The sequence below is a fragment of the Lysobacterales bacterium genome (assembly GCA_016703225.1).
In the GTDB taxonomy this organism is placed as follows: domain Bacteria; phylum Pseudomonadota; class Gammaproteobacteria; order Xanthomonadales; family Ahniellaceae; genus JADKHK01.
The window spans coordinates 506,118-525,662 of record JADJCM010000003.1 but is presented as its reverse complement, the minus strand read 5'-3'; the positions used below and the strand labels follow the sequence as shown (position 1 = coordinate 525,662).

15 protein-coding genes are annotated in these 19,545 nt (G+C 62.7%); 10 read left to right on the top strand and 5 right to left on the bottom strand.

What is annotated here, in order from left to right; all coding sequences use genetic code 11:
* Window positions 1–41: 41 nt before the first annotated feature.
* Together IPG63_15600 and IPG63_15595 are read left to right on the top strand one after the other, a co-directional pair.
* A complete protein-coding gene (locus tag IPG63_15600) occupies window positions 42–1,430 on the top strand; it encodes an MBL fold metallo-hydrolase (GenBank protein MBK6728623.1) in 1,389 nt (462 codons plus the stop codon).
* 194 nt (window positions 1,431–1,624) lie between these two features.
* Window positions 1,625–2,962 (top strand): ISL3 family transposase, encoded by a 1,338-nt coding sequence (locus tag IPG63_15595; GenBank protein MBK6728622.1) that lies wholly within the window; start codon window positions 1,625–1,627, stop codon window positions 2,960–2,962.
* Between the two features lie 94 nt (window positions 2,963–3,056).
* Here IPG63_15595 and merA read toward each other — a convergent pair whose 3' ends face one another.
* From merA to merT, 3 genes are read right to left on the bottom strand one after another with little or no spacing between them, the layout of a single operon-like run.
* Window positions 3,057–4,751, bottom strand: a complete 1,695-nt coding sequence (gene merA, locus IPG63_15590; protein MBK6728621.1) for a mercury(II) reductase — start codon at window positions 4,749–4,751, stop codon at window positions 3,057–3,059.
* A 7-nt stretch (window positions 4,752–4,758) separates the two neighbouring features.
* Window positions 4,759–5,037, bottom strand: coding sequence for a mercury resistance system periplasmic binding protein MerP (gene merP / locus IPG63_15585; GenBank protein MBK6728620.1), 279 nt, complete (start codon window positions 5,035–5,037; stop codon window positions 4,759–4,761).
* 11 nt (window positions 5,038–5,048) lie between these two features.
* Window positions 5,049–5,399: a mercuric ion transporter MerT gene (merT, locus tag IPG63_15580; GenBank protein MBK6728619.1), complete on the bottom strand. Its 351-nt coding sequence runs from the start codon at window positions 5,397–5,399 to the stop codon at window positions 5,049–5,051.
* Between the two features lie 71 nt (window positions 5,400–5,470).
* On the opposite strand from merT, the gene merR reads away from it, so the two are divergent.
* From merR to IPG63_15540, 8 genes are all read left to right on the top strand, one after another.
* Window positions 5,471–5,932 (top strand): Hg(II)-responsive transcriptional regulator, encoded by a 462-nt coding sequence (gene merR, locus IPG63_15575; protein MBK6728618.1) that lies wholly within the window; start codon window positions 5,471–5,473, stop codon window positions 5,930–5,932.
* A gap of 129 nt (window positions 5,933–6,061) precedes the next feature.
* Entirely contained in the window at window positions 6,062–8,608 is a 2,547-nt protein-coding gene (locus IPG63_15570) for a DEAD/DEAH box helicase family protein (protein ID MBK6728617.1), read from the top strand.
* 20 nt (window positions 8,609–8,628) lie between these two features.
* Complete coding sequence (locus IPG63_15565; protein MBK6728616.1) at window positions 8,629–9,450, top strand: KilA-N domain-containing protein; 822 nt, start codon at window positions 8,629–8,631, stop codon at window positions 9,448–9,450.
* Between the two features lie 3 nt (window positions 9,451–9,453).
* The gene (locus tag IPG63_15560; GenBank protein MBK6728615.1) at window positions 9,454–11,988 is read left to right on the top strand and encodes an N-6 DNA methylase; all 2,535 of its coding nucleotides are present in this window, start codon (window positions 9,454–9,456) and stop codon (window positions 11,986–11,988) included.
* A complete protein-coding gene (locus tag IPG63_15555; protein ID MBK6728614.1) occupies window positions 11,985–12,887 on the top strand; it encodes a hypothetical protein in 903 nt (300 codons plus the stop codon). Before IPG63_15560 ends, IPG63_15555 begins: the two co-directional genes overlap by 4 nt.
* Window positions 12,884–13,129, top strand: a complete 246-nt coding sequence (locus IPG63_15550) for a hypothetical protein (protein MBK6728613.1) — start codon at window positions 12,884–12,886, stop codon at window positions 13,127–13,129. Before IPG63_15555 ends, IPG63_15550 begins: the two co-directional genes overlap by 4 nt.
* Entirely contained in the window at window positions 13,126–14,847 is a 1,722-nt protein-coding gene (locus IPG63_15545; protein ID MBK6728612.1) for a DUF2326 domain-containing protein, read from the top strand. The genes IPG63_15550 and IPG63_15545 overlap by 4 nt, the downstream gene beginning before the upstream one ends.
* A 9-nt stretch (window positions 14,848–14,856) precedes the next feature.
* Window positions 14,857–15,600, top strand: coding sequence for a hypothetical protein (locus tag IPG63_15540; GenBank protein MBK6728611.1), 744 nt, complete (start codon window positions 14,857–14,859; stop codon window positions 15,598–15,600).
* 12 nt (window positions 15,601–15,612) lie between these two features.
* Here the strand turns inward: IPG63_15540 and IPG63_15535 are convergent, their stop codons facing one another.
* Together IPG63_15535 and IPG63_15530 are read right to left on the bottom strand one after the other, a co-directional pair.
* Entirely contained in the window at window positions 15,613–17,370 is a 1,758-nt protein-coding gene (locus IPG63_15535) for a response regulator (GenBank protein ID MBK6728610.1), read from the bottom strand.
* Window positions 17,371–17,441: 71 nt separating this feature from the next.
* Window positions 17,442–19,412, bottom strand: a complete 1,971-nt coding sequence (locus IPG63_15530) for a right-handed parallel beta-helix repeat-containing protein (GenBank protein ID MBK6728609.1) — start codon at window positions 19,410–19,412, stop codon at window positions 17,442–17,444.
* Between the last annotated feature and the right edge of the window lie 133 nt (window positions 19,413–19,545).

Here is a 19,545-nt window from a genome sequence, read left to right as displayed (position 1 = left end):
CAGTGCCGCGCGGCGGCCACGGTTCAACCCATGGAGGATGCATGAAGCTCAGCTTTTTCGGTGCTGCCGGTGAAGTCACCGGCTCCTGTCATCTGGTCGAAGCTGCCGGCAAACGCATCCTGCTCGACTGCGGCATGATCCAGTCCGGTCGCGACCAGGACAAGCGCAATGCGGCGAAGTTCGACTTCGACCTGAACCGGCTCGACGCGATGATCCTGTCGCACGCGCACATCGACCACGTCGGGCGCCTGCCGCTGCTGCGCAAGCGCGGCTATCGCGGGCCGATCTACACCCAGCGCGCCACCCGCGATCTGTCGAAGATCATGCTCGAAGACTCGGCGCGACTGGCCGCCGCCGACGTCGATTATGAAAATCGTCGACGCGCGCGCCGCGGCCTGAAACCGCAGGAACCGCTGTACGACGAGGGCGACGTCGAAGACGTGTTGCGCCAGTTCAAAGGTGTCGACTACGACAAGACCACCGAGCTGTTTCCCGGCATCCGCTTCCGCCTGCGCGATGCCGGCCACATCATCGGCGCGGCGATCGTCGAGCTGTGGGCCGACGAAGACGACGGCACCCGCAAGCTGGTGTTCTCCGGCGACATCGGCCCCAAGGGCACACCGATCCTGCGCGATCCGAGCACCGTCGACGAGGCCGACCTGGTGATGCTCGAAAGCACCTACGGCGATCGCCTGCACCGCGACCGCGAGAACACTCTGGTCGAACTTGGCGAGATTTTCCGCTCGGTGGCCGAAAGCGGCGGCAATATCCTGATTCCGGCATTCGCGGTCGGGCGCACCCAGGAAATCCTGTACCAGTTCGCCCAGCATTTCGACGAGTGGCATCTCAAGCACTTCCGCATCGTGCTCGACAGCCCGATGGCGACCAAGGTGGTCAAGGTCTACGACGACCACCAGGAGCTGTTCGACGAGGAAGCCCAGCGCGTCTGGCGCGGGCGGGTGCATCCGTTCCGGCTGCCGAACCTGCAACTGGTCGCGAACCTGCAGGAGTCGATGGCGCTGAACCGCGTCGGCGGCGGCCTGATCATCATCGCCGGCTCCGGCATGTGCAATGGCGGCCGCATCCGCCACCACCTCAAGCACCAGCTCTGGCGCAACCAGACACACGTCATCTTCCCCGGCTACCAAGCCGCCGGCACGCTTGGGCGCGAGCTCGTCGACGGCGCCAAGTTCGTCAAGATCTTCGGCGAACAGATCAAGGTCAACGCCACCCTGCACACCGTCGGCGGCCTCTCCGCCCACGCCGACCAGGCCGGCCTGTGCGAATGGTACGGCGCCTTCCGCAACCGCCCACCAGTGTGGCTCGTACACGGCGAAGACCGCGCCCGCGAAACCTTCGCCGAAAAACTGCGCCAGGATTTCGGCGCCACCGTGCAACTCGCCCACCCGGGGGAGAGCGTGGTGTTCTGAGCACCGCTCCCTTCTCCGCCCCATCCGCGCGAGCGAGGCCGGGGCTATTTTTTGGGTATCCGGAATCTGGTGTGGGTTTCAGGGTTTATGGCTGTTGTAGCTCTCATTTCAAAAGGCGGATTCTAGTGTTGGAACCGAGAACGAGCATGCTAAGCTAGAAACCGGATTTCAGTGTGGGCTCGCCCAAGTGTTGAGTGACCGATTTTCTGCAGTTGCGTAGCCTCAATACACTTGAAGTCGTAGGCGATGACGAGCGCTATGTCGTCAAGGCTGAAGGCGTTGCGCCAGTGGCAACCTGCCCGCTGTGCAAGGTCGGACGTTTGCACGGTCACGGCTCACAAGAGCAGTCGTTTCAGGATACGCCGACGCACGGCAAGCCGGTCGTGGTGTTCATCCAGCGCAGGCGATATCGCTGCATCTCGTGCAATAAGACGCTCTTCGAGCCTGTCGCCGATCTCGACAGCAAGCGTCAAGCCACGGCCCGCCTGGTGCGTTATATCCATAAAGAGAGCTTCACCAAGACCTTCGCGGCGCTGGCGCGCGAAGTGGACTTGGACGAGAAGACGGTCCGCCACGTCTTTGACGACTTCATCGAGGAGTTCGAGGCCAAGGTCCGGTTCCGGACGCCCCGCATCCTGGGGATCGACGAGCTCAAGATCATCGGCCAGTACCGGGCGATGATCACCAACATCGAACGCAAGACGGTATTCGACCTCCGGCCGAGCCGGGCCAAGGCCGACCTGCTGCCCTATTTCCGCAACCTGCGGGACAAGGACACCATCGAGTGGGTGGCGATGGACATGTACCACGTTTACAAGCAGGTGGTGCGTGCCACGCTGCCGCAGGCGCGGATTGTGGTCGATCGTTTCCATATCCAGCGGATGGCCAATGACGCGCTGGAGAAGCTGCGCAAGCGCATTCGCAAGGATCTGCCGGCTCGGCAGCGCCTCAAGCTCAAGGATGAGCGCTTCCTGTTGCTCAAGCGGCAGCACGATCTGAAGGGCGCAGACATGACACGGGCCCTGGAATGGTTCCGCCAGTTTCCCCAGCTCGGGGAGGCGCACGCCCTCAAGGAAGGCTTCTTGTCGATCTGGGATCACAAGAGCCGTCCGGAGGCTGAAGCGGCATGCGCGACGTGGTTAGGCAACATTCCGCCGGAGCTGGCGGCCACGTTCAAGGATCTGACCACCGCCGTGCACAACTGGCACGACGAAATCTTCTCTTACTTCGAACAACCCATTACCAATGCCTATACTGAATCCGTCAACCGACTGGCCAAAGACATGAACCGCATGGGCAGGGGCTACAGCTTCGAGGTGATTCGGGCGCGGATGCTCTACAACGAGAAGGCGCGCAAGGACGGGGCCGTAGTCGAGACCGTAGATGTCGATGATGACCAGGTATCAACGAACTTCGAGTTCCAGCGAATGACGATGGCATCGATCCGCAAGAAGCAGGTCAGACGCGTGGTCGAATATGGACCTTACATTCCGACGTTGGTGCGGCTGCTCGAAGAGGGGTATTTCGAGTAAACCTTGACCCATCGCACAAGCCCCGAAGCTTCAACCTGGGTGTTTGGCTCAACGGATGAAGCTGAGCATTTGGGCCTGAACGCTCAGCACAGCACTACCCCGCGCAGCAGGACAGTTGCTTCACATCCTTGGTGAAAGTCTGCGCTGCGAGCTTCAGTCCCTCGACCATGGTCAGGTAAGGGAACAACTGGTCGGCCAGCTCCTGCACCGTCATCCGTGCCCGGATGGCGAGCGCGGCCGTCTGAATCAGTTCGCCCGCCTCGGGGGTCACCGCCTGCACACCGAGCAACCGGCCAGTGCCGGCTTCCGCGACCAGCTTGATGAAGCCACGTGTGTCGAAGTTGACGAGCGCCCGGGGCACGTTGTCGAGTGTCAGCGTGCGGCTGTCGGTCTCGATGCCGGCATGGTGTGCTTCGGCTTCGCTATAGCCCACGGTGGCGACCTGGGGATCGGTGAACACGACCGCCGGCATCGCCGTCAGGTCCAGCGCCGTGTCGCCGCCGGTCATGTTGACCGCGGCGCGGGTACCGGCCGCCGCTGCGACGTAGACGAACTGCGGCTGGTCGGTGCAGTCGCCCGCGGCGTAGATGTGCGGTGTGCCGGTGCGCATCCCATTGTCGATGATGATGGCGCCCTGCGCGTTGACCGCGACACCTGCCGCGTCGAGATCCAAGGCGCGGGTGTTCGGTGTGCGGCCGGTGGCGACCAGCAGTCGGTCAGCGCGCAGTTCGCCGCGCCCGGTCGTGAGCACGAATGCTCCGCTTGCAAAGGCCACCTCACTGGCCTGCGTGTGCTCCAGCACTTCGATGCCTTCGTTGCGGAACGCGGCCGTGACGGCTTCACCTATAGTGGGATCTTCGCGGAAGAACAGCGTGTTGCGCGCCAGGAGAGTCACCTTGCTGCCGAGTCGGGCAAAGGCCTGCGCGAGTTCGACCGCCACCACCGACGAACCGATCACCGCCAGCCGCTCGGGAATACGGTCGCTGACCAGCGCCTCGGTGGAGGTCCAGTAGGGGGTGCCCTGCAAGCCGGGGATCGGCGGAATCGCCGGGCTGGCGCCGGTGGCGATCAGGCAGCGGTCGAAGGCGACTGCGCATTCGCCGCCTTCTGCCAGTTGCACGTTCAGATGGCGGTCGTCCAGGAAGCGGGCGTCGCCGCGTAGCACGGTGATGGCGGGAGTGCTGGCCAGAATACCTTCGTACTTGGCGTGACGCAGTTCGTCGACGCGCTCCTGCTGCTGCGCCAGCAAACGCTCGCGCAGGATCGCCGGCGAAGCGGCCGCAATGCCGTCGTCGAACGGACTCTCGCGCCGTACATGGGCGATATGCGCGGCACGGATCATGATCTTGGACGGTACGCAGCCGACATTGACGCAGGTACCGCCGAGGGTGCCTCGCTCGATCAAGGTGACGCGCGCTCCTTGCTCGACGGCTTTCAGCGCCGCCGCCATCGCCGCGCCGCCACTGCCAATCACAGCGACGTGCAATGCCGGCTCTGCATCTCCGCGCTTCGGCTCGCCGTTTAACCCGCCCAGCGTCTTGTTCAACAGGTCCGCAGGCTTGCTCGGCATGTCGGCAGCCTGCGCCCGGTAACCGAGTGCAGACACGGCGGCGACCAGCGGTGCCATCTCCAAATCGGCGCCCGCATCAGCCGTGATTTCAGCCCGCCGTTGCGGATAGGACACCGCTGCCGAACGCACACCGGGCACCTTCTCCAAAGCTTGCCGGACGTTCTCGGAGCACGCCCCGCAGGTCATGCCATCGACGTGCAGTGTGATCGCCTCGGTCATGGGACGATCACTTCTTGACCGTGGAAGGGTAGCCTGCGTTCTCGGTGGCTTTGGTCAAGGCGGCTGGCGTCGTCTTGGTGTCGTCGTAAGTCACCACCGCTTCCTTGGGCTCCCAGGTCACCTTGGCTTCAACGACGCCTTCGACCTTGGACAACGCCTTCTTGACCGTGATCGGACAGGTGGCGCAGGTCATGCCCGGTACCGACAGCGTGACGGTTTTGGTGGCGGCCCAAGCTGGAGCGCTCAGGGCTACAGTCAAAGCGAACAGTGCGACAAATTTCTTCATGACAGTCTCCTTCAGTAGAACAGGGGCATGACGTAGGGGAACGCGAGGGCGATCAGTACCAGGGCGGACACGATCCAGAAAATCACCTTGTAGGCTGTTCGCACCTGGGGCACGGCACACACGTCGTCCGGTGCACAGGCGCGGGCGGGCCGGAAGATGCGGCGCCAGGCGAAGAACAGCGCGACGAGCGCGGCGCCGATGAAGATCGGCCGATACGGTTCGAGCGCGGTTAGGTTGCCGATCCAGGCGCCAGAGAAGCCTAGCGTGATCAGCACCAGCGGGCCGAGGCAGCAGGTCGAGGCAAGGATGGCGGCCAAGCCGCCGGCAGCCAGTGCACCGCGGCCGTTGCTAGGTTTTGCCATGAGGGTCTCCTTCCGGGACTTTGCGTGATGCGCTAACGTTACTTCCGTAGCCAAGTACGGAGTCAAGCGCCATGATGAACATCCCGGAAACCCTGACCATCGGGGCCTTCGCCAAAGCAGCCGGGGTCAACGTGGAGACCATCCGGTTCTATCAGCGCAAGGGCTTGCTGCTGGAGCCGGATCGGCCCATCGGCGGCATCCGCCGCTATGGGCCGACGGACGTGGACCGGGTGAAGTTCGTGAAGTCCGCTCAGCGCTTGGGCTTCAATCTGGACGAGGTTGCGCAATTGCTCAAGCTGGAGGACGGCACCCATTGCCACGAGTCCGCCGACCTCGCGGCAGCGCGGCTGGCGGATGTGCGCCTGCGGCTGGCCGATCTCCAGCGCATGGAGTTGGCGCTATCCCAATTGGTCAAGGCATGCAGTTCGAGCCAAGGCAAGGTGACCTGCCCACTGATTGCTTCCTTGCACCGACATGCGCCAGCAGGAAAAACCCACACTGAAGGCTTGAAACGGACGAGCCTGCGAAACTAGAAACCTACAAGCAAGAACAGTCAGACAAGCAAGTGCTTTAGCTGTCGTCCCACACTAAAATCCGGATACCCTATTTTTTCCACGTTCACGTCATGTCGCTTGACCCCCATCGCCGGAATCGGACCCTGAATGTCTGACAAGGAAGCCACCGCCCGCATCAAGATCAACAAGCTGCTCGACGCTGCCGGTTGGCTCTTTTTCGCGGAAGGTGACGCACCGGCCAATGTTCGTCTTGAGCCCAGTGTGACGATCAAGTCGACTGACCTGGACGCGCTCGGTGCCAACTTCGAGAACAGCACAAGGGGCTTCGTCGACTTTCTCTTGCTCGATGCCAATGGCTTTCCACTACTTGTCCTCGAAGCCAAAGCCGAAGACAAGAATCCGCTTGTCGGCAAGGAGCAGGCCCGCAAGTACGCCAGATCCCAGAACTGCCGCTTCGTGCTGCTCTCTAACGGCAACCTGCACTACTTCTGGGATCTCGAACGGGGTAACCCGCACGTCATCACCTCGTTCCCGACGCCGGACTCGGTCATTGGTTACCAGAGGGTCACGCCCAATCCGCAGCGCCTGATCGAAGAACCGGTTGGCGAGGACTACATCGTGCGCACCCAGCGCCCGAATTACGCATCTGAAGCCGCCTGGCGAAACGAAACAGAGCGCGCCGGCTACATCCAGACCAACAAGCTGCGTTTTCTCAGGCCCTATCAGCTCAAAGCCATCCACAGCATTCAGGCCGCCGTTGGCGAAGGCAAAGACCGTTTCCTGTTCGAGATGGCCACCGGCACCGGCAAGACCCTGACCGCCGCCGCCGTGATCAAGCTGTTTCTGCGTTCCGGCAACGTGCGCCGCGTGCTGTTCCTGGTGGATCGCCTGGAACTGGAGAACCAGGCAAAGAAGGCCTTCGCAGCCGTGCTGTCCGCCGACTTTCAAACGGTGATCTACAAGGAGAAGCGCGACGATTGGCGCCGCGCCGAAATTGTCGTCACTACGGTGCAGTCGCTGTTGTTCAACAACAAATACCGCAAGCTGTTCTCGCCGACCGACTTCGATCTGGTCATCTCCGACGAAGCGCACCGCTCCATTGGCGGCAACGCCCGCGCCGTGTTCGACTACTTCATCGGCTACAAGCTCGGCCTCACCGCCACGCCGCGCGACTACCTGCGCCGCTTCGACAACGCAAACCCCACGACCCGCGACCCACGCGAGGCCGAGCGACGCCTGCTGCTCGATACCTATCGCACCTTTGGCTGCGAGAACAGCCAGCCAACCTTCCGCTACTCCTTGCTTGATGGCGTGAAGGAAGGCTTCCTGATCAATCCGACCGTGGTCGATGCGCGCACCGAGGTCACCACCACGCTGCTCTCCGAAGAGGGCTTTGTCGTCTCGTTCACCGATGACGCCGGCGACGACCAGCAGCAGGCCTTCAAGCAGCGCGAGTTCGAGAAGCGCTTCTTCGCCGACACCACCAACCAGCTCCTGTGCAAGACATTTCTGGAACACGCCATGCGCGACCCGGTCAGCGGCGAGATCGGCAAGTCGATCATCTTTGCCGTCAGCCAGAATCACGCCGCCAAGCTGGCGCAGATCCTCAATCAAATGGCCGACCGCATGTTCCCCGGCAAGTACCAGTCGGATTTTGCCGTGCAAGTCACCTCGCAGATTCCAGATGCCCAGCAGTTCACCATCAACTTCGCCAACAACAATCTGCTCGGCTCCGGCAATTTCATTCCCGCCTACAAGACCAGCAAGGCGCGCATCTGCGTGACCGTCGGCATGATGACTACCGGCTACGACTGCACCGACATCCTCAACATCGGCCTGTTTCGCCCGATCTTCTCACCCACCGATTTCATCCAGATCAAGGGACGCGGCACGCGCACGCACGATTTCCGCGAGGTGCTGTTCGACGACACCCGCAAGGAAGGCGTGCAGCAGCCGATCAAGACCGCCTTCAAGCTGTTCGACTTCTTCGCCAACTGCGAATACTTCGAGGAAGATTTCAACTACGACGAAGTGCTGAAGCTCCCGCCGCCCACGGGCCAGGCCAAAGAAGGCACCGCCGGCGGCGACCAAGGCGCCGTTGCCGTGGGCGGCTCCTACGAGCATCTCGGCGCCGACATCCTGGCGTCGATACGGGTCGAGCAGATAACGGACGAAGGCATGAGGATCGACCGCATGTTCTTCGAGCGGTTCGAGGACGCGGTCCGCGCCGATGACACTGTCGCCGCCGCCGTGGAAGCCGGAGAGTGGGACCGCGTCATCGACTACGTGAACCGAGAAGTGTTCGACAAGCCCGAGGAGTACTACACCCTCGACAAACTGCGCAAAGCCGCCGCCGTGGACCGGCGCCTGACCCTGCGCGAGATCCTGGAGAAGGTCTTCGGCCTCATCCCGCGCTTCAAGTCCAGGGATGAACTGCTGGAAGAGGAATTCTCGAAGTTCGTTGCCGACCGCGTGCCCGAGCCACCCTCGGCCATTCCGGCCATCAAGACCTTCTTCAAGGCCTACGTCACCAGCAACCGGGTGCGCGACATCATCGATAGCCGGCAATTCACCGATCTGGCGACCAACCCCTACTTCACCACCCACGATTTCAGAGCCGTGCCGCAGCCGTACCGCATGCTCGTCCCCGAATACATCAAGGACTACGTGCCCTTGAACCAGTTCGCGCCATAGGAACCGCAGTGAGCAAAGCCATGAAAAGCACCATCGAAGTCAAAGGCACTGCGGTCACGGTTCTCAGCCAGGCGAGTGATGACTATATTTCCCTGACGGACATTGCCAAGCACAAAGAACCGGATCGATCCGACCATGTCATCCAGAACTGGATGAGAAACCGCAACACCATCGAGTTCCTGGGCGTATGGGAGCGACTGAATAACGCCGGTTTCAAACCCCTCGAATTCGAGGGGTTTAAAAACAGGGCAGGGCTCAACAGCTTCGTCCTGACGCCACGTCAATGGATAGACGCAACCCATGCCAGCGGGCTGATCTCCAAGTCGGGGCGTTATGGCGGTACCTACGCACACAGAGACATCGCCTTCGAGTTCGCTTCCTGGATATCGGTTGAGTTCAAGCTCTACCTGATCAAGGAATTCCAGCGACTCAAGGTGGACGAGAACCGCCGCCTGTCGCTGGCCTGGAACCTCAATCGCACCCTGTCCAAGCTCAATTACCGCATCCACACCGACGCCATCCGGGCGCATCTGATCCCCGCTGCGGTCACGGCAGCGCAGGCCGCGATTACCTATGCCAGCGAAGCCGACCTGCTCAATGTCGCCCTGTTCGGCCAGACCGCCAAGCAATGGCGCGACGCCAACCCCAAGCTGGACGGCAACATGCGTGACTATGCCGGCGTCGAGCAACTGCTGGTGCTGGCCAACATCGAGGGCATGAACGCCGAACTGATCCATATGGCGCTGCCGCAAGGCGAGCGCCTCAAACGCCTCAACGAAATCGCCATCCGCCAGATGCAGGTGCTCACCGGCGCCACCGCGATCAAGCAACTCAAAGGTTAGCCCGTGCTCGACACCGACACCAAACGCCGCATCGACACCGCCCGCAACATCCTCGTCGGCAAAGTGCCCGACCCCAAGTCCCAGGTCGAGCAGATCACCATCGCGCTGATCTACAAATTCATGGACGACATGGACGCCGAGAGCGAGGAACTCGGCGGCAAGCGCAAGTTCTTCACCGGCGACTACGCCCGCTACGGCTGGGCCAAGCTCATGGCGCCCTCGCTCGGCGGCCACGAGATGCTCGGCCTCTACGGCGAAGGCATTGCCAAGATGCCCGAAAACCCCGGCATCCCGCCGCTGTTCCGCGACATCTTCAAGAACGCCTACCTGCCCTACCGCGACCCCGAAACGCTCAAGATGTTCCTCAAGATCATCGACGAGTTCAGCTACGACCACAGCGAGCGGCTTGGCGACGCCTTCGAGTATCTGCTCAGCGTCCTCGGCAGCCAGGGCGATGCCGGCCAGTTTCGCACGCCGCGCCACATCATCGACTTCATGGTCGAGGTCCTCGCTCCGAAGAAGACCGATACCCTCCTCGACCCTGCCTGCGGCACCGCCGGGTTCCTGATTTCGGCCTACAAGCACATCCTGCGCAGCAATACCGACGTCAAGGGCAACAGCACGCTGACGCCCGATGACAAGGGCCGCCTCGCCAGAAACTTCAAGGGTTACGACATCTCTCCCGACATGGTGCGGCTGTCGCTGGTGAATCTCTATCTGCACGGCTTCACCGATCCGCACATCTTCGAGTACGACAGCCTGACTTCCGAAGAGCGCTGGAACGAGTTTGCCGACGTGATCCTCGCCAACCCGCCGTTCATGTCGCCGAAGGGCGGCATCAAGCCGCACAAGCGCTTTTCCATCCAGGCCAAGCGCAGCGAAGTCCTGTTCGTGGACTACATGGCCGAGCACCTCACGCCCACCGGCCGCGCCGGCATCATCGTCCCCGAAGGCATCATCTTCCAGAGCCAGACCGCCTACAAAGACCTGCGCAAGATGCTCGTCGAGAACTCTCTCGTCGCCGTCGTCTCGCTGCCAGCGGGCTGCTTCAATCCCTACTCCGGCGTGAAGACCAGCATTCTCATCCTCGACAAGTCCCTCGCCAAGTCCGCCGACACCATCGCCTTCTTCAAAGTCGAGAACGACGGCTACGGCCTCGGCGCCCAGCGCCGCGCCATCGACAAGAACGACCTGCCGCAGGTGCAGGCCGAAGTCGCCACCTACCTCCAATCCCTGCGCGCCAAAACGCCCACCGACACGCTCACCCTCGCCACCGGCCTGATCGTGCCGAAGGAAAAGATCGCCGCGAATGGCGACTACAACCTCAGCGGCGAGCGGTATCGGGAGGGAGCGGCCTCCAATCATTCCTTCCCGCTCGTCTCTCTCGGCGAAGAGACCCTCTTTCGAGTTGAAAGCGGCGGCACTCCCAAGTCCGACGTCGAGGAATACTGGGGCGGTGGCATTCCTTGGGCGACGCTCGTTGACCTTCCGGCGACCGACTTCATCTCTGAGATCTTGGCAACGAAGCGGACAATCTCCGACAAGGGCCTGCGCGAATCTTCCGCGAAGATGATCCCTACAAATTCAGTCGTTGTCTCGACTCGTGCGACCATCGGACGCATTGCCATCAACCGTGTTCCCATCGCGACGAATCAAGGCTTCAAGAACATCGTCATCGAAGATGCTGCGCGAGCCGTGCCGGAGTATGTGGCGCTCGCGCTCACGAAGCTCGTCCCTACGATGCAGGCGTGGGCGACAGGCGGAACCTTCGCGGAGATTTCCAAATCCAAATTCTGCGAACTCCAAATCCCCCTGCCGCCGCTGGAAGTGCAGAAGGAGATCGTGGCGGAGATCGAGGGCTACCAGAAAGTCATCAACGGCGCCCGCGCCGTCCTCGACCACTACCGCCCCCACATCCCCATCCACCCAGACTGGCCGATGGTGCCAATCAAGGACGTGGCCGCAGTCGAAAGCGGGTTCGGGTTCCCCTTGGATTACCAAGGCAAGACCGATCAGGAGATTCCTTTTCTCAAAGTGAGCGACATGAACCTTCCCGGAAACGAGAAGGACATTGTCTCTTGGAACCACAGCGTATCGCGCAAGGTGTTGCGCGAACTGAAGGGCGATGCCTACCCTGAAGGCACTGTCATCTTCCCGAAGATTGGTGCGGCAATCGCCACCAACAAGAAGCGCATCCTCACGCGCGATTCGACCTACGATAACAACGTCATGGGCATCATTCCGGATACAGCGCGGCTGCTCCCCGACTTCCTTCATACTTATCTGCTCGCGTTCGACCTGTCTCGCTGGGCCAGCGAATCACAGCCGCCGTCCATGCGGAAGACAACAGTCGAGGCGCACGAAATCCCCATCCCGCCCCTCGCCACCCAGCAAGCCATCGTGGCCGAGATCGAAGCCGAGCAAGCGCTGGTCGCCGCCAACCGCGAGCTGATCGTCCGCTTCGAGAAGAAGATCCAGGCAACCCTCGCCCGCATTTGGGGCGAAGAAGAGCCGCTATCCACGGAGGCTGGCGCATGAATCTGCAGGACGCCTACTACGAACAGAGATTCGAGGTGGAATTTCTCCGCGCGAAGGGCGACGCGTTTCAGTCTCTCTTCGAGCGGCTAATGGGCTTGGCCTACAAGGCCGATTTCATGCCCTGCCGGCCGTGGGGGAATCAGGGAGACCGCAAGAACGACGGCTTCCTCAAATCGGAGCGCCGGCTGTTCCAGGTGTACGCGCCGAATCAGATGGATGCTGCCAAGGCGAAGGCCAAGATCACCGAGGACTTCGCGGGTGCGAGGGAGCATTGGGGCAAGCATTTCGACGCCTGGACGTTCGTCCATAACGCGACGGATGGGTTGCCGCCGCATGTTCAAGAACTGTTACTCGACTTCGAGGCGGCAAACCCTGGAATTCAGTTACAGCCATGGAGTCAGGAGGAGCTTCGGCTGATCTTCCGAAAGCTCACCGCAGACGACAAAGCGTCATGGTTCGGTCCTTCCCTGACCGACGCGACTAGGATCAAGTTGGGCTTCGGTGACTTGAAGGTCGTGCTGGAGAGAATCGCTGCGCTCCCAGCGCCTCCGATGACCGACGTGAAGGACGTGCCGTCGGGAAAGATCGAGGCAAACGCCTTGTCCGAGGCCGTAGCGCGCTTGCTCAAGGAAGGCATGATCAAGTCGCCGTTGGTCGCCGAGTTTCTCGCCCAATGGCACGATGAGACGCTTGGCGAACGATTGGCCGAGGCCTTCAAGGCCGAGTATCGGCGGTTGCGCGGGAGCGATGGCCCGAACCGGATTTTTGCCGCGCTTCAATCGTGGGTCGGGGGCGATCATCGCGGGACGCCGGAGCACGAGTTGGCTGTACTAGCGGTCATCGCGTACTACTTCGAGCGCTGCGACATCTTTGAAGAACCACGGAGAGCCGCACGATGATTCTTCCCTCCAAGCACCTGCCCCAGGATCGTGCCCTGCTGACTGCCGGCGCGGCGATCCTGCGGCGCCTGTCACACCCCGTCACCGTGTCAGCCTTGTGGGAGCAGATGCCGCGCACTGTCACTGACCCGAAGGCATCGCGATCCATGCACTACGACGGATTCGTGCTTGCGCTCGACCTGCTTTTTCTCATCGGGGCGATCGAGTTGCGTGACGGGCTGCTGGTTCGGAGGACATCATGATCCATCGCATCTACAGCAGTCTCGCGACATTCAAGGCGCTGGAGTTCAAGTCCGGATTGAATGTGCTGATCGCGCAAAAGGAAGCAGGCGCGACGGACAAGCAAACCCGCAACCGGGCGGGCAAGACCAGCTTGATCGAGATCGTGCACTTCCTGACCGGCTCGGATGCCGGGGAGGATTCCCTGTTCCGTTCGGACGCGCTCGACAACGCATTGTTTGGCATGGCATTCGATCTCGGTGGCGAGAAGCTTCGGGTTGAACGCTCTGGGCATCAGAAATCCAAGATTCATCTTGAAGGCGACAGCTTCGCGAAGGGGAAGACCAGCATCTCGAATTCCGAGTGGGTAGAACTCCTCGGCGAAAAGTTATTCGAGTTGCATGAGGTGCCTGAGTACGATGGGCGCGTCCCAACATTTCGTTCCTTGTTCGCCTATTTCGTGCGTCGGCAACTCAGCGGACCGTTCACCACACCTGAGAAGCAGGCAAACATGCAGCAGCCCGGTGACTATCAGGTCGCCCTGCTTTTCCTGCTTGGCCTGGATTGGAGGATTGCCAGCGACTGGCAGAAAGTTCGGGATCGGGAGAAGACCCTGGCTGAACTGAAGAAGGCGGCCGGGGCCGGTGCGTTCGGCAGTATCGTCGGGAAAGCGTCTGTTCTGCGCACCCAACTGACTGTGGCCGAGGCCAGACTGACAGATATCAAGTCCCAGGTTGCCTCGTTCCGAGTGCTGCCTCAGTACGCAGAACTGGAAGCGGAGGCTGATCAGCTCACGCGCGCAATCAATGACCTGTCGAACGCCAATGTGATTGACGCGGCAACGATCGGAGACCTGGAGCGCGCCTTACAGGCAGAAGCGCCCCCGTCACTCGCCGATCTTCAGAGTATCTACGCAGAAGCGGGCGTTGCATTGCCGAGTGTCGCCATCAAGCGCTACGAAGACGTGCGAAGTTTCCATGAGTCGGTCATTCGGAATCGGCGAGATTACCTCGCCGGAGAGCTGGATACAGCGAAGCAGCGCGTTGCGGTGCGCGAGCAGGAGAGGGTCCGGCTCGACGCACGGCGTGCTGTCGTGATGGGCGTCCTACAAAGTCACGGCGCGCTGGATCAGTTTTCTCAACTGCAAGGTGAAGCCGTGCGCATGGAAGCGGCGGTCGAGTCGCTGCGGCAACGCTTCGAGGCTGCCGCGCAACTGGAAGGCACGAAGAACGAACTGGAAATCGAACGAAACCGCCTGACACTGCGCCTGCGGCGCGACTTTGCCGAGCAGAGGACGCGCTTGTCTGAAGCAATTCTCGCGTTCGAGGAGACGTCAAAGCGGCTGTACGAGTCCGCCGGCAGCATGACCGTAGAGGAAACATCCAATGGGCCGGTATTCAAGTTTCCGATGCAAGGCTCACGCAGCAAGGGCATCAAGAACATGCAGATTTTCTGCTTCGACATGATGCTCATGCGGCTCTGTGCTAAGCACGGCATGGGGCCAGGATTCCTGATCCACGACAGCCATCTCTTCGACGGCGTTGATGGCCGACAGTTGATCAGCGCACTGAAAGTTGGCGCGGAAACGGCTGCGGAGCTGGGCTTTCAGTACATAGTCACGATGAATGAAGACGATGCGTTCAAGGAGACCGCCGCCGGCTTCGACCTGCGGGACCACGTGCTCCCGACGGTCCTGACTGATGCCAAGGAAGATGGCGGCCTGTTTGGCTTCCGTTTCTGAGCGATCGCCATGGAAGAAGCCGCCGAACTCGCCAACTACCTGCCGCTCTCCTTCAAGACCCCGAAGGAGCAGGAATACATCGAGTTCCTGTGGGACGCGTTCGAGACGAACCACACGCACGGCAAGTACCAGTTCGCCTTCCTCGCCTACCACATGCTCACGATGAGCTTCGTCTATTTCAGCATCTGGCAGATCAAGCAGACCGAGCCCGGCGACTTCGCCAAGGGCCTGATCGGCTTCGGCAAGGACGTGGAGAAGAACCTGCTCGAAGCGAGCTCGCCCTTCGTGTTCAGCGCCGTGAACGAGCGCAGCATCCTGCGCTTCCTCAAGCTCATCGCCTGCGACAACAGCAAGATCGGCACCTACGCCAAGCTGGTGGACGACCGCAACGAGTCCGCCCACCCCAACGGCAACATCTTCTACAGCACCGAGGCGGCGCTCGACATCAAGATCACCGAAATCCTGCGCGTGGTGGCGGAGATTCAAACCCACTCGAAGCCGGTCATCGAGCACTGCTACCGCGAGTTCCTGCTCCAGAACCACGACACCGACGGGCGCGAGTATGCCGATGCCGCCGACCAGATCCGCGAAGTGCTGATCTACGGCAACTACCTTTCGCAGAAGGACATCGAGATTTGTCTAGCCTTCGAAATTGAGACGCTTGCCGGCCAGCCTGGGATCGAAACAATGCGGGAGCTGCACGCGTCTCTTGCGGAGACCTATAAGTACGAGCATGCGAAAAGCGCGGCTTAACGACAGTTCGCATCAGTCTTCGGCTGAGCGCAGGTACTGCTTGAGGGCGCGGTAGAGGCGTTGGCGGTCCACTGGTTTCGACAGGTAGTCGTCCATGCCAGCGTCGAGGCTGGCCTGGCGGTCTTCGGGCAGGGCGTGGGCGGTCAGGGCGATGATCGGCACGTGCTTGAGCGTCTCGTCGGCGCGGATGCGGCGAGTGGTTTCGAGGCCGTCGATGCCGGGCATCTCGCAGTCCATCAGGATCAGGTCGGGATGGCGGGCGAGGTGCTGTGCGATCGCCTCGGCGCCGTCGCGGGCAGTGAGCACTTCGACGCCCATCGACTCCAGGAACAAGCGCGTGATCTCCAGGTTCAGCGCGTTGTCCTCGGCCACCAGCACGCACCCGGACAGCAGCGCGACCGACTCCTCCGGCTGCGCTTCGGGTTCCGACGCGAGCGCCGGTGAGGGCAGCAAGGGCAAGGTCATGATGAAGCGACTGCCGCGCGCGGGCAGACTGTCGCAACGGATGTCGCCATCCATCAATTGCACGATCTGGCGCACGATCGACAACCCGAGCCCGGTACCGCCGTAGCGGCGCCCAGCGGTGGCGTCGACCTGGGTGAACGGCTCGAACATGCGCTGCAGATCCTCGGCGGCAACGCCGATGCCGGAGTCCTCGACCGTCAGCGACCAGTGAGCTTCATCGACCCGATTCAGTTCGACGCGCAGGTGCCCGCGCTCGGTGAACTTCAGCGCGTTCGACAGCAGATTGCCGACGGTCTGCGCGAGGCGCTGGGCATCGACCAGCACGCGCGGCGGCAGCGCGGGGTCGATGCGCACGTCGAACTTGAGCCCGCGCTGCGCAGCCAGCATGCGGTAGGGCTGCACGCAGCGCTCGATCCATGCTGCCAGATCACAGGGCTCGGGGCGCAAGCTCATCTGGCTGGCCTGGATCTTGGCGAAGTCGAGCACGTCGTCGACCACCGCCAGCAGCGTACTGCCCGCGTGCAGCACCGAACGTGCGTGGTGATCGTGCGGTGCCGGCAGGTTGGCGTTGGCCAGCAACTCGGCCATGCCCATCATGCCGTTGATCGGGGTGCGGATCTCGTGGCTCATGCGGGCCAGAAAACGCGACTTGGCCTCGCTCGCCGCGCGCGCAGCGCGGCTCAGTTCGTCCGCACGCCAGCGTGCGCGGATGACGTCTGCGGCATTGGCGCTGACCAGGCTCGAACCGACCACCATGATCACCCCGAACAGCGGCACCATGATCGCGACCTCGCGCGCCAACGCCACCTCTCCAGCCACAACCGTGAACAACATCGAGCACACCAGCGGCAGCAGGAAAGCGGCGAATGATTCCGCCATCGCGTGGAAACTGAACAGTCCGATCGCGGCGATCGCCATCAGCAGGCAGTAGACCAGCAGGCGCACATCCGGCCCCATCTCGAGCAACGGCCAGGCCAGCGCGCTCCAGCCGACCCCGACCAGGGCCGCGACCAGCATGAAGCCGAAGCGCCAGCGGCCGAGCGCATCGGCCCGCGGCGGTTGGCGCAGATAGCGCTGCACGACCACGGCGCGCAACAGCGCCGCCACGACCATCAGCCATGCCCAGTAATGGAACTGAAGCGCAGGCGCGTGCAGACCGAGCCGCCACGCCGCAAACGGCACCAGCACCAGCGTCAGCCAGACGCCACGCTGGTTGGCGCGCGCATTCGAATCCAGGCATTCGCGCAACACCACTTCTTCGAGCAGACGCGTGCGCGCTGCCGATTCGGTGCCCTCTTGTTGCATACGCGAAGCCCCAAGCATCGGCGCAGTTTGGCAGTGCCCGGCAGACACTGCCAGCAAGGTCGCCGCGAGATCTAGTCGAAGCCGTCGGCGAACAGCAGCGCGGCATCGTCGCGTTCGACCGCGCCGATGTCCGGCGCCGCGCCGACGAAACCGTCGTTGATGCCAGCGATCACCACGCCGCCATCGATCGCCGGACTGGCTGCTGCGGGACGGAAGTCGCCGGCGTCTGGCGCCACCAGCTGCGGCGCGCCACTGCGCCCGTTCGCTTCGGCGCCGGTGCCGACCTGCAGCGCGGACAGACTGGCGTAGTGGACGCCCTGCCAGCGCACGAAGCGCGTCGGGTCGGTGCTGTGCAGCAGGTCGTGGTCCAGATCGAGCGCGATCGGGTTGATCTTCTCCAACGCATACCGCGTGCCGGCAATGATGTTGTTGCGGCTGCGCAGCCAGGTGCTGGCACCGGGATCGAGCAGCAGCAGCGAATCGGTATTCGGTGCGCGCGTGTAGAAGGTGTTGTGGTAAAGCAGCAGCGGACCGACCGGCGTCGGATAGCCGCTGTTGATCTTGAGCGCGCTGGCGCCGTAGCCGTCGATCTGGCTGGTGCGGGTGCTGCCGGTGTCGAGTGCGGTGTTGCGCACCAGGAACGTCGGCCCGGGTGCCGCCGGCGCGACGGCGAAGGCCATGTGCGAATCGCGAATGGCGTTCTCGAACAGGCGCAGGTTGGCGCAGTAGCCTTCGGGTTCGAGGGCATCGTCGTTGTGGTCGCGGAAACGGTTGCGATAGACATCGACTTCGCTGGTGATGCCATCCGGTCCGACGCTGCCGCCGCAAGGGCCGATGCCGTTGAAGGTGGCGCTGAACTGATTGCGTCGCACCACGTGACCACGCCCGGGGTTGTCGGTGAAGGCGACGCCGTTGTTCTCGGCGCTGCTGCCCTTGGTCAGTTCCCAGGGCCAGCCCGGGATGGATGTGTCGCTGAAAACGTTGTCCTCGATGCGATGGCGCGCACCGCCCTTGACCCAGACGCCGGCGGCGCCGATCTCGTGCATGCGGTTGTTGCGCACGATGCAGTCGCTGCTGAAGCGCAGGTACACGCCCTTGCCGTAGTCGCCGGAGCCAAAGTGGCGGATCGCGAAGTTCTCGATGCGCACGTGGTTGCGACCATCGAGCACGAAGCCGCTGTCGAAACGCGCCACGTGCAGGCTGCGTGCGGCCGGCGCGCTGGCGTCGGCGAACTTGAGGTAGAGATCGGTGCCGTCGAAGTGATAGCCGCCAGGCGCTCCGGCCGCAAGCGCCTCCAGTTCGGCCAGCGAGTCGTAGCGATAGAGCCGGCCCTGGTCGCTGCTGACATGCCCGGTGGCGAAACCGAGCGTGCGCCGGTATACGCCGTTCGCCAGCGCGGTCCAGCTGACGCCGGCGGCGATCGCGGCGTCGCCGCCATCGAGCAGCACGGCGTCGCCCACGCCGCGGAACACGATCGGCTGCGGCGCGGTGCCCGAGCGCGGCACGGTGACCGATTCGCGATAGACGCCCGCGGCGACGGCCACGACATCGCCGGCCTGGGCCAGGTCAGCGCCGCGCTGGATCGTGCGCACCGCGCTCGCCGGAGCGAGCCCATCATTGCTGTCGTTGCCGTCCGGGCGCACATACAGGGTGCGCAGCGTCGGCTCGACCAGCACGTCGGCGCGGGTCGAAAAGCCGCCGAGCATCATGGCGGCGCCGCCCACGCCATCGGGGTCGGCGAGGGTGACGCGCAGTTCGTGCGCGACTCCGGGCGCGAGTCCGAACAGGCTGCTGGCGAAATGCGTGGCGTCGAAGCGCACGCCCGGGTGGGCGACGCGATACACGGCATCACCGCTGCGCCGCCACTCGACCTGGAGGCTGGCATCTCGGTCACTGTCGCCGCTGATGGTGACGACCACACCCGCGGTCTCCAGATTGCCGTAGCCCTCCAACGCCACCAGGCTGGACGCGGTCTGTGCGCCCGCAGGCAGGGCGGCGAGCCAGATCGGCAGGCCAGCCAGGATCGATCGGATGGGTTTCATGGCGTCACTGTAGGGAAGCCGACGGCGGTCGCGGCGTGCGCGCGGTCACAGCCGGCGCAAGTTCAGATTGAACAAGACATATCCCGGCCAAGCCGCGATAATCCCGCGAGTTTTTTCCTTCACTTGAGGTGGT

Excerpts from the sequence above, each read along its gene's own strand:
- IPG63_15600 (MBK6728623.1), top strand. The coding sequence starts at position 42 with ATGAAGCTCAGCTTTTTCGGTGCTGCCGGTGAAGTCACCGGCTCCTGT.
- merA (MBK6728621.1), bottom strand. The coding sequence starts at position 4,751 with ATGACCGAGGCGATCACACTGCACGTCGATGGCATGACCTGCGGGGCG.
- merP (MBK6728620.1), bottom strand. The coding sequence starts at position 5,037 with ATGAAGAAATTTGTCGCACTGTTCGCTTTGACTGTAGCCCTGAGCGCT.
- merT (MBK6728619.1), bottom strand. The coding sequence starts at position 5,399 with ATGGCAAAACCTAGCAACGGCCGCGGTGCACTGGCTGCCGGCGGCTTG.
- merR (MBK6728618.1), top strand. The coding sequence starts at position 5,471 with ATGATGAACATCCCGGAAACCCTGACCATCGGGGCCTTCGCCAAAGCA.
- IPG63_15570 (MBK6728617.1), top strand. The coding sequence starts at position 6,062 with ATGTCTGACAAGGAAGCCACCGCCCGCATCAAGATCAACAAGCTGCTC.
- IPG63_15565 (MBK6728616.1), top strand. The coding sequence starts at position 8,629 with ATGAAAAGCACCATCGAAGTCAAAGGCACTGCGGTCACGGTTCTCAGC.
- IPG63_15555 (MBK6728614.1), top strand. The coding sequence starts at position 11,985 with ATGAATCTGCAGGACGCCTACTACGAACAGAGATTCGAGGTGGAATTT.
- IPG63_15550 (MBK6728613.1), top strand. The coding sequence starts at position 12,884 with ATGATTCTTCCCTCCAAGCACCTGCCCCAGGATCGTGCCCTGCTGACT.
- IPG63_15545 (MBK6728612.1), top strand. The coding sequence starts at position 13,126 with ATGATCCATCGCATCTACAGCAGTCTCGCGACATTCAAGGCGCTGGAG.
- IPG63_15540 (MBK6728611.1), top strand. The coding sequence starts at position 14,857 with ATGGAAGAAGCCGCCGAACTCGCCAACTACCTGCCGCTCTCCTTCAAG.
- IPG63_15535 (MBK6728610.1), bottom strand. The coding sequence starts at position 17,370 with ATGCAACAAGAGGGCACCGAATCGGCAGCGCGCACGCGTCTGCTCGAA.
- IPG63_15530 (MBK6728609.1), bottom strand. The coding sequence starts at position 19,412 with ATGAAACCCATCCGATCGATCCTGGCTGGCCTGCCGATCTGGCTCGCC.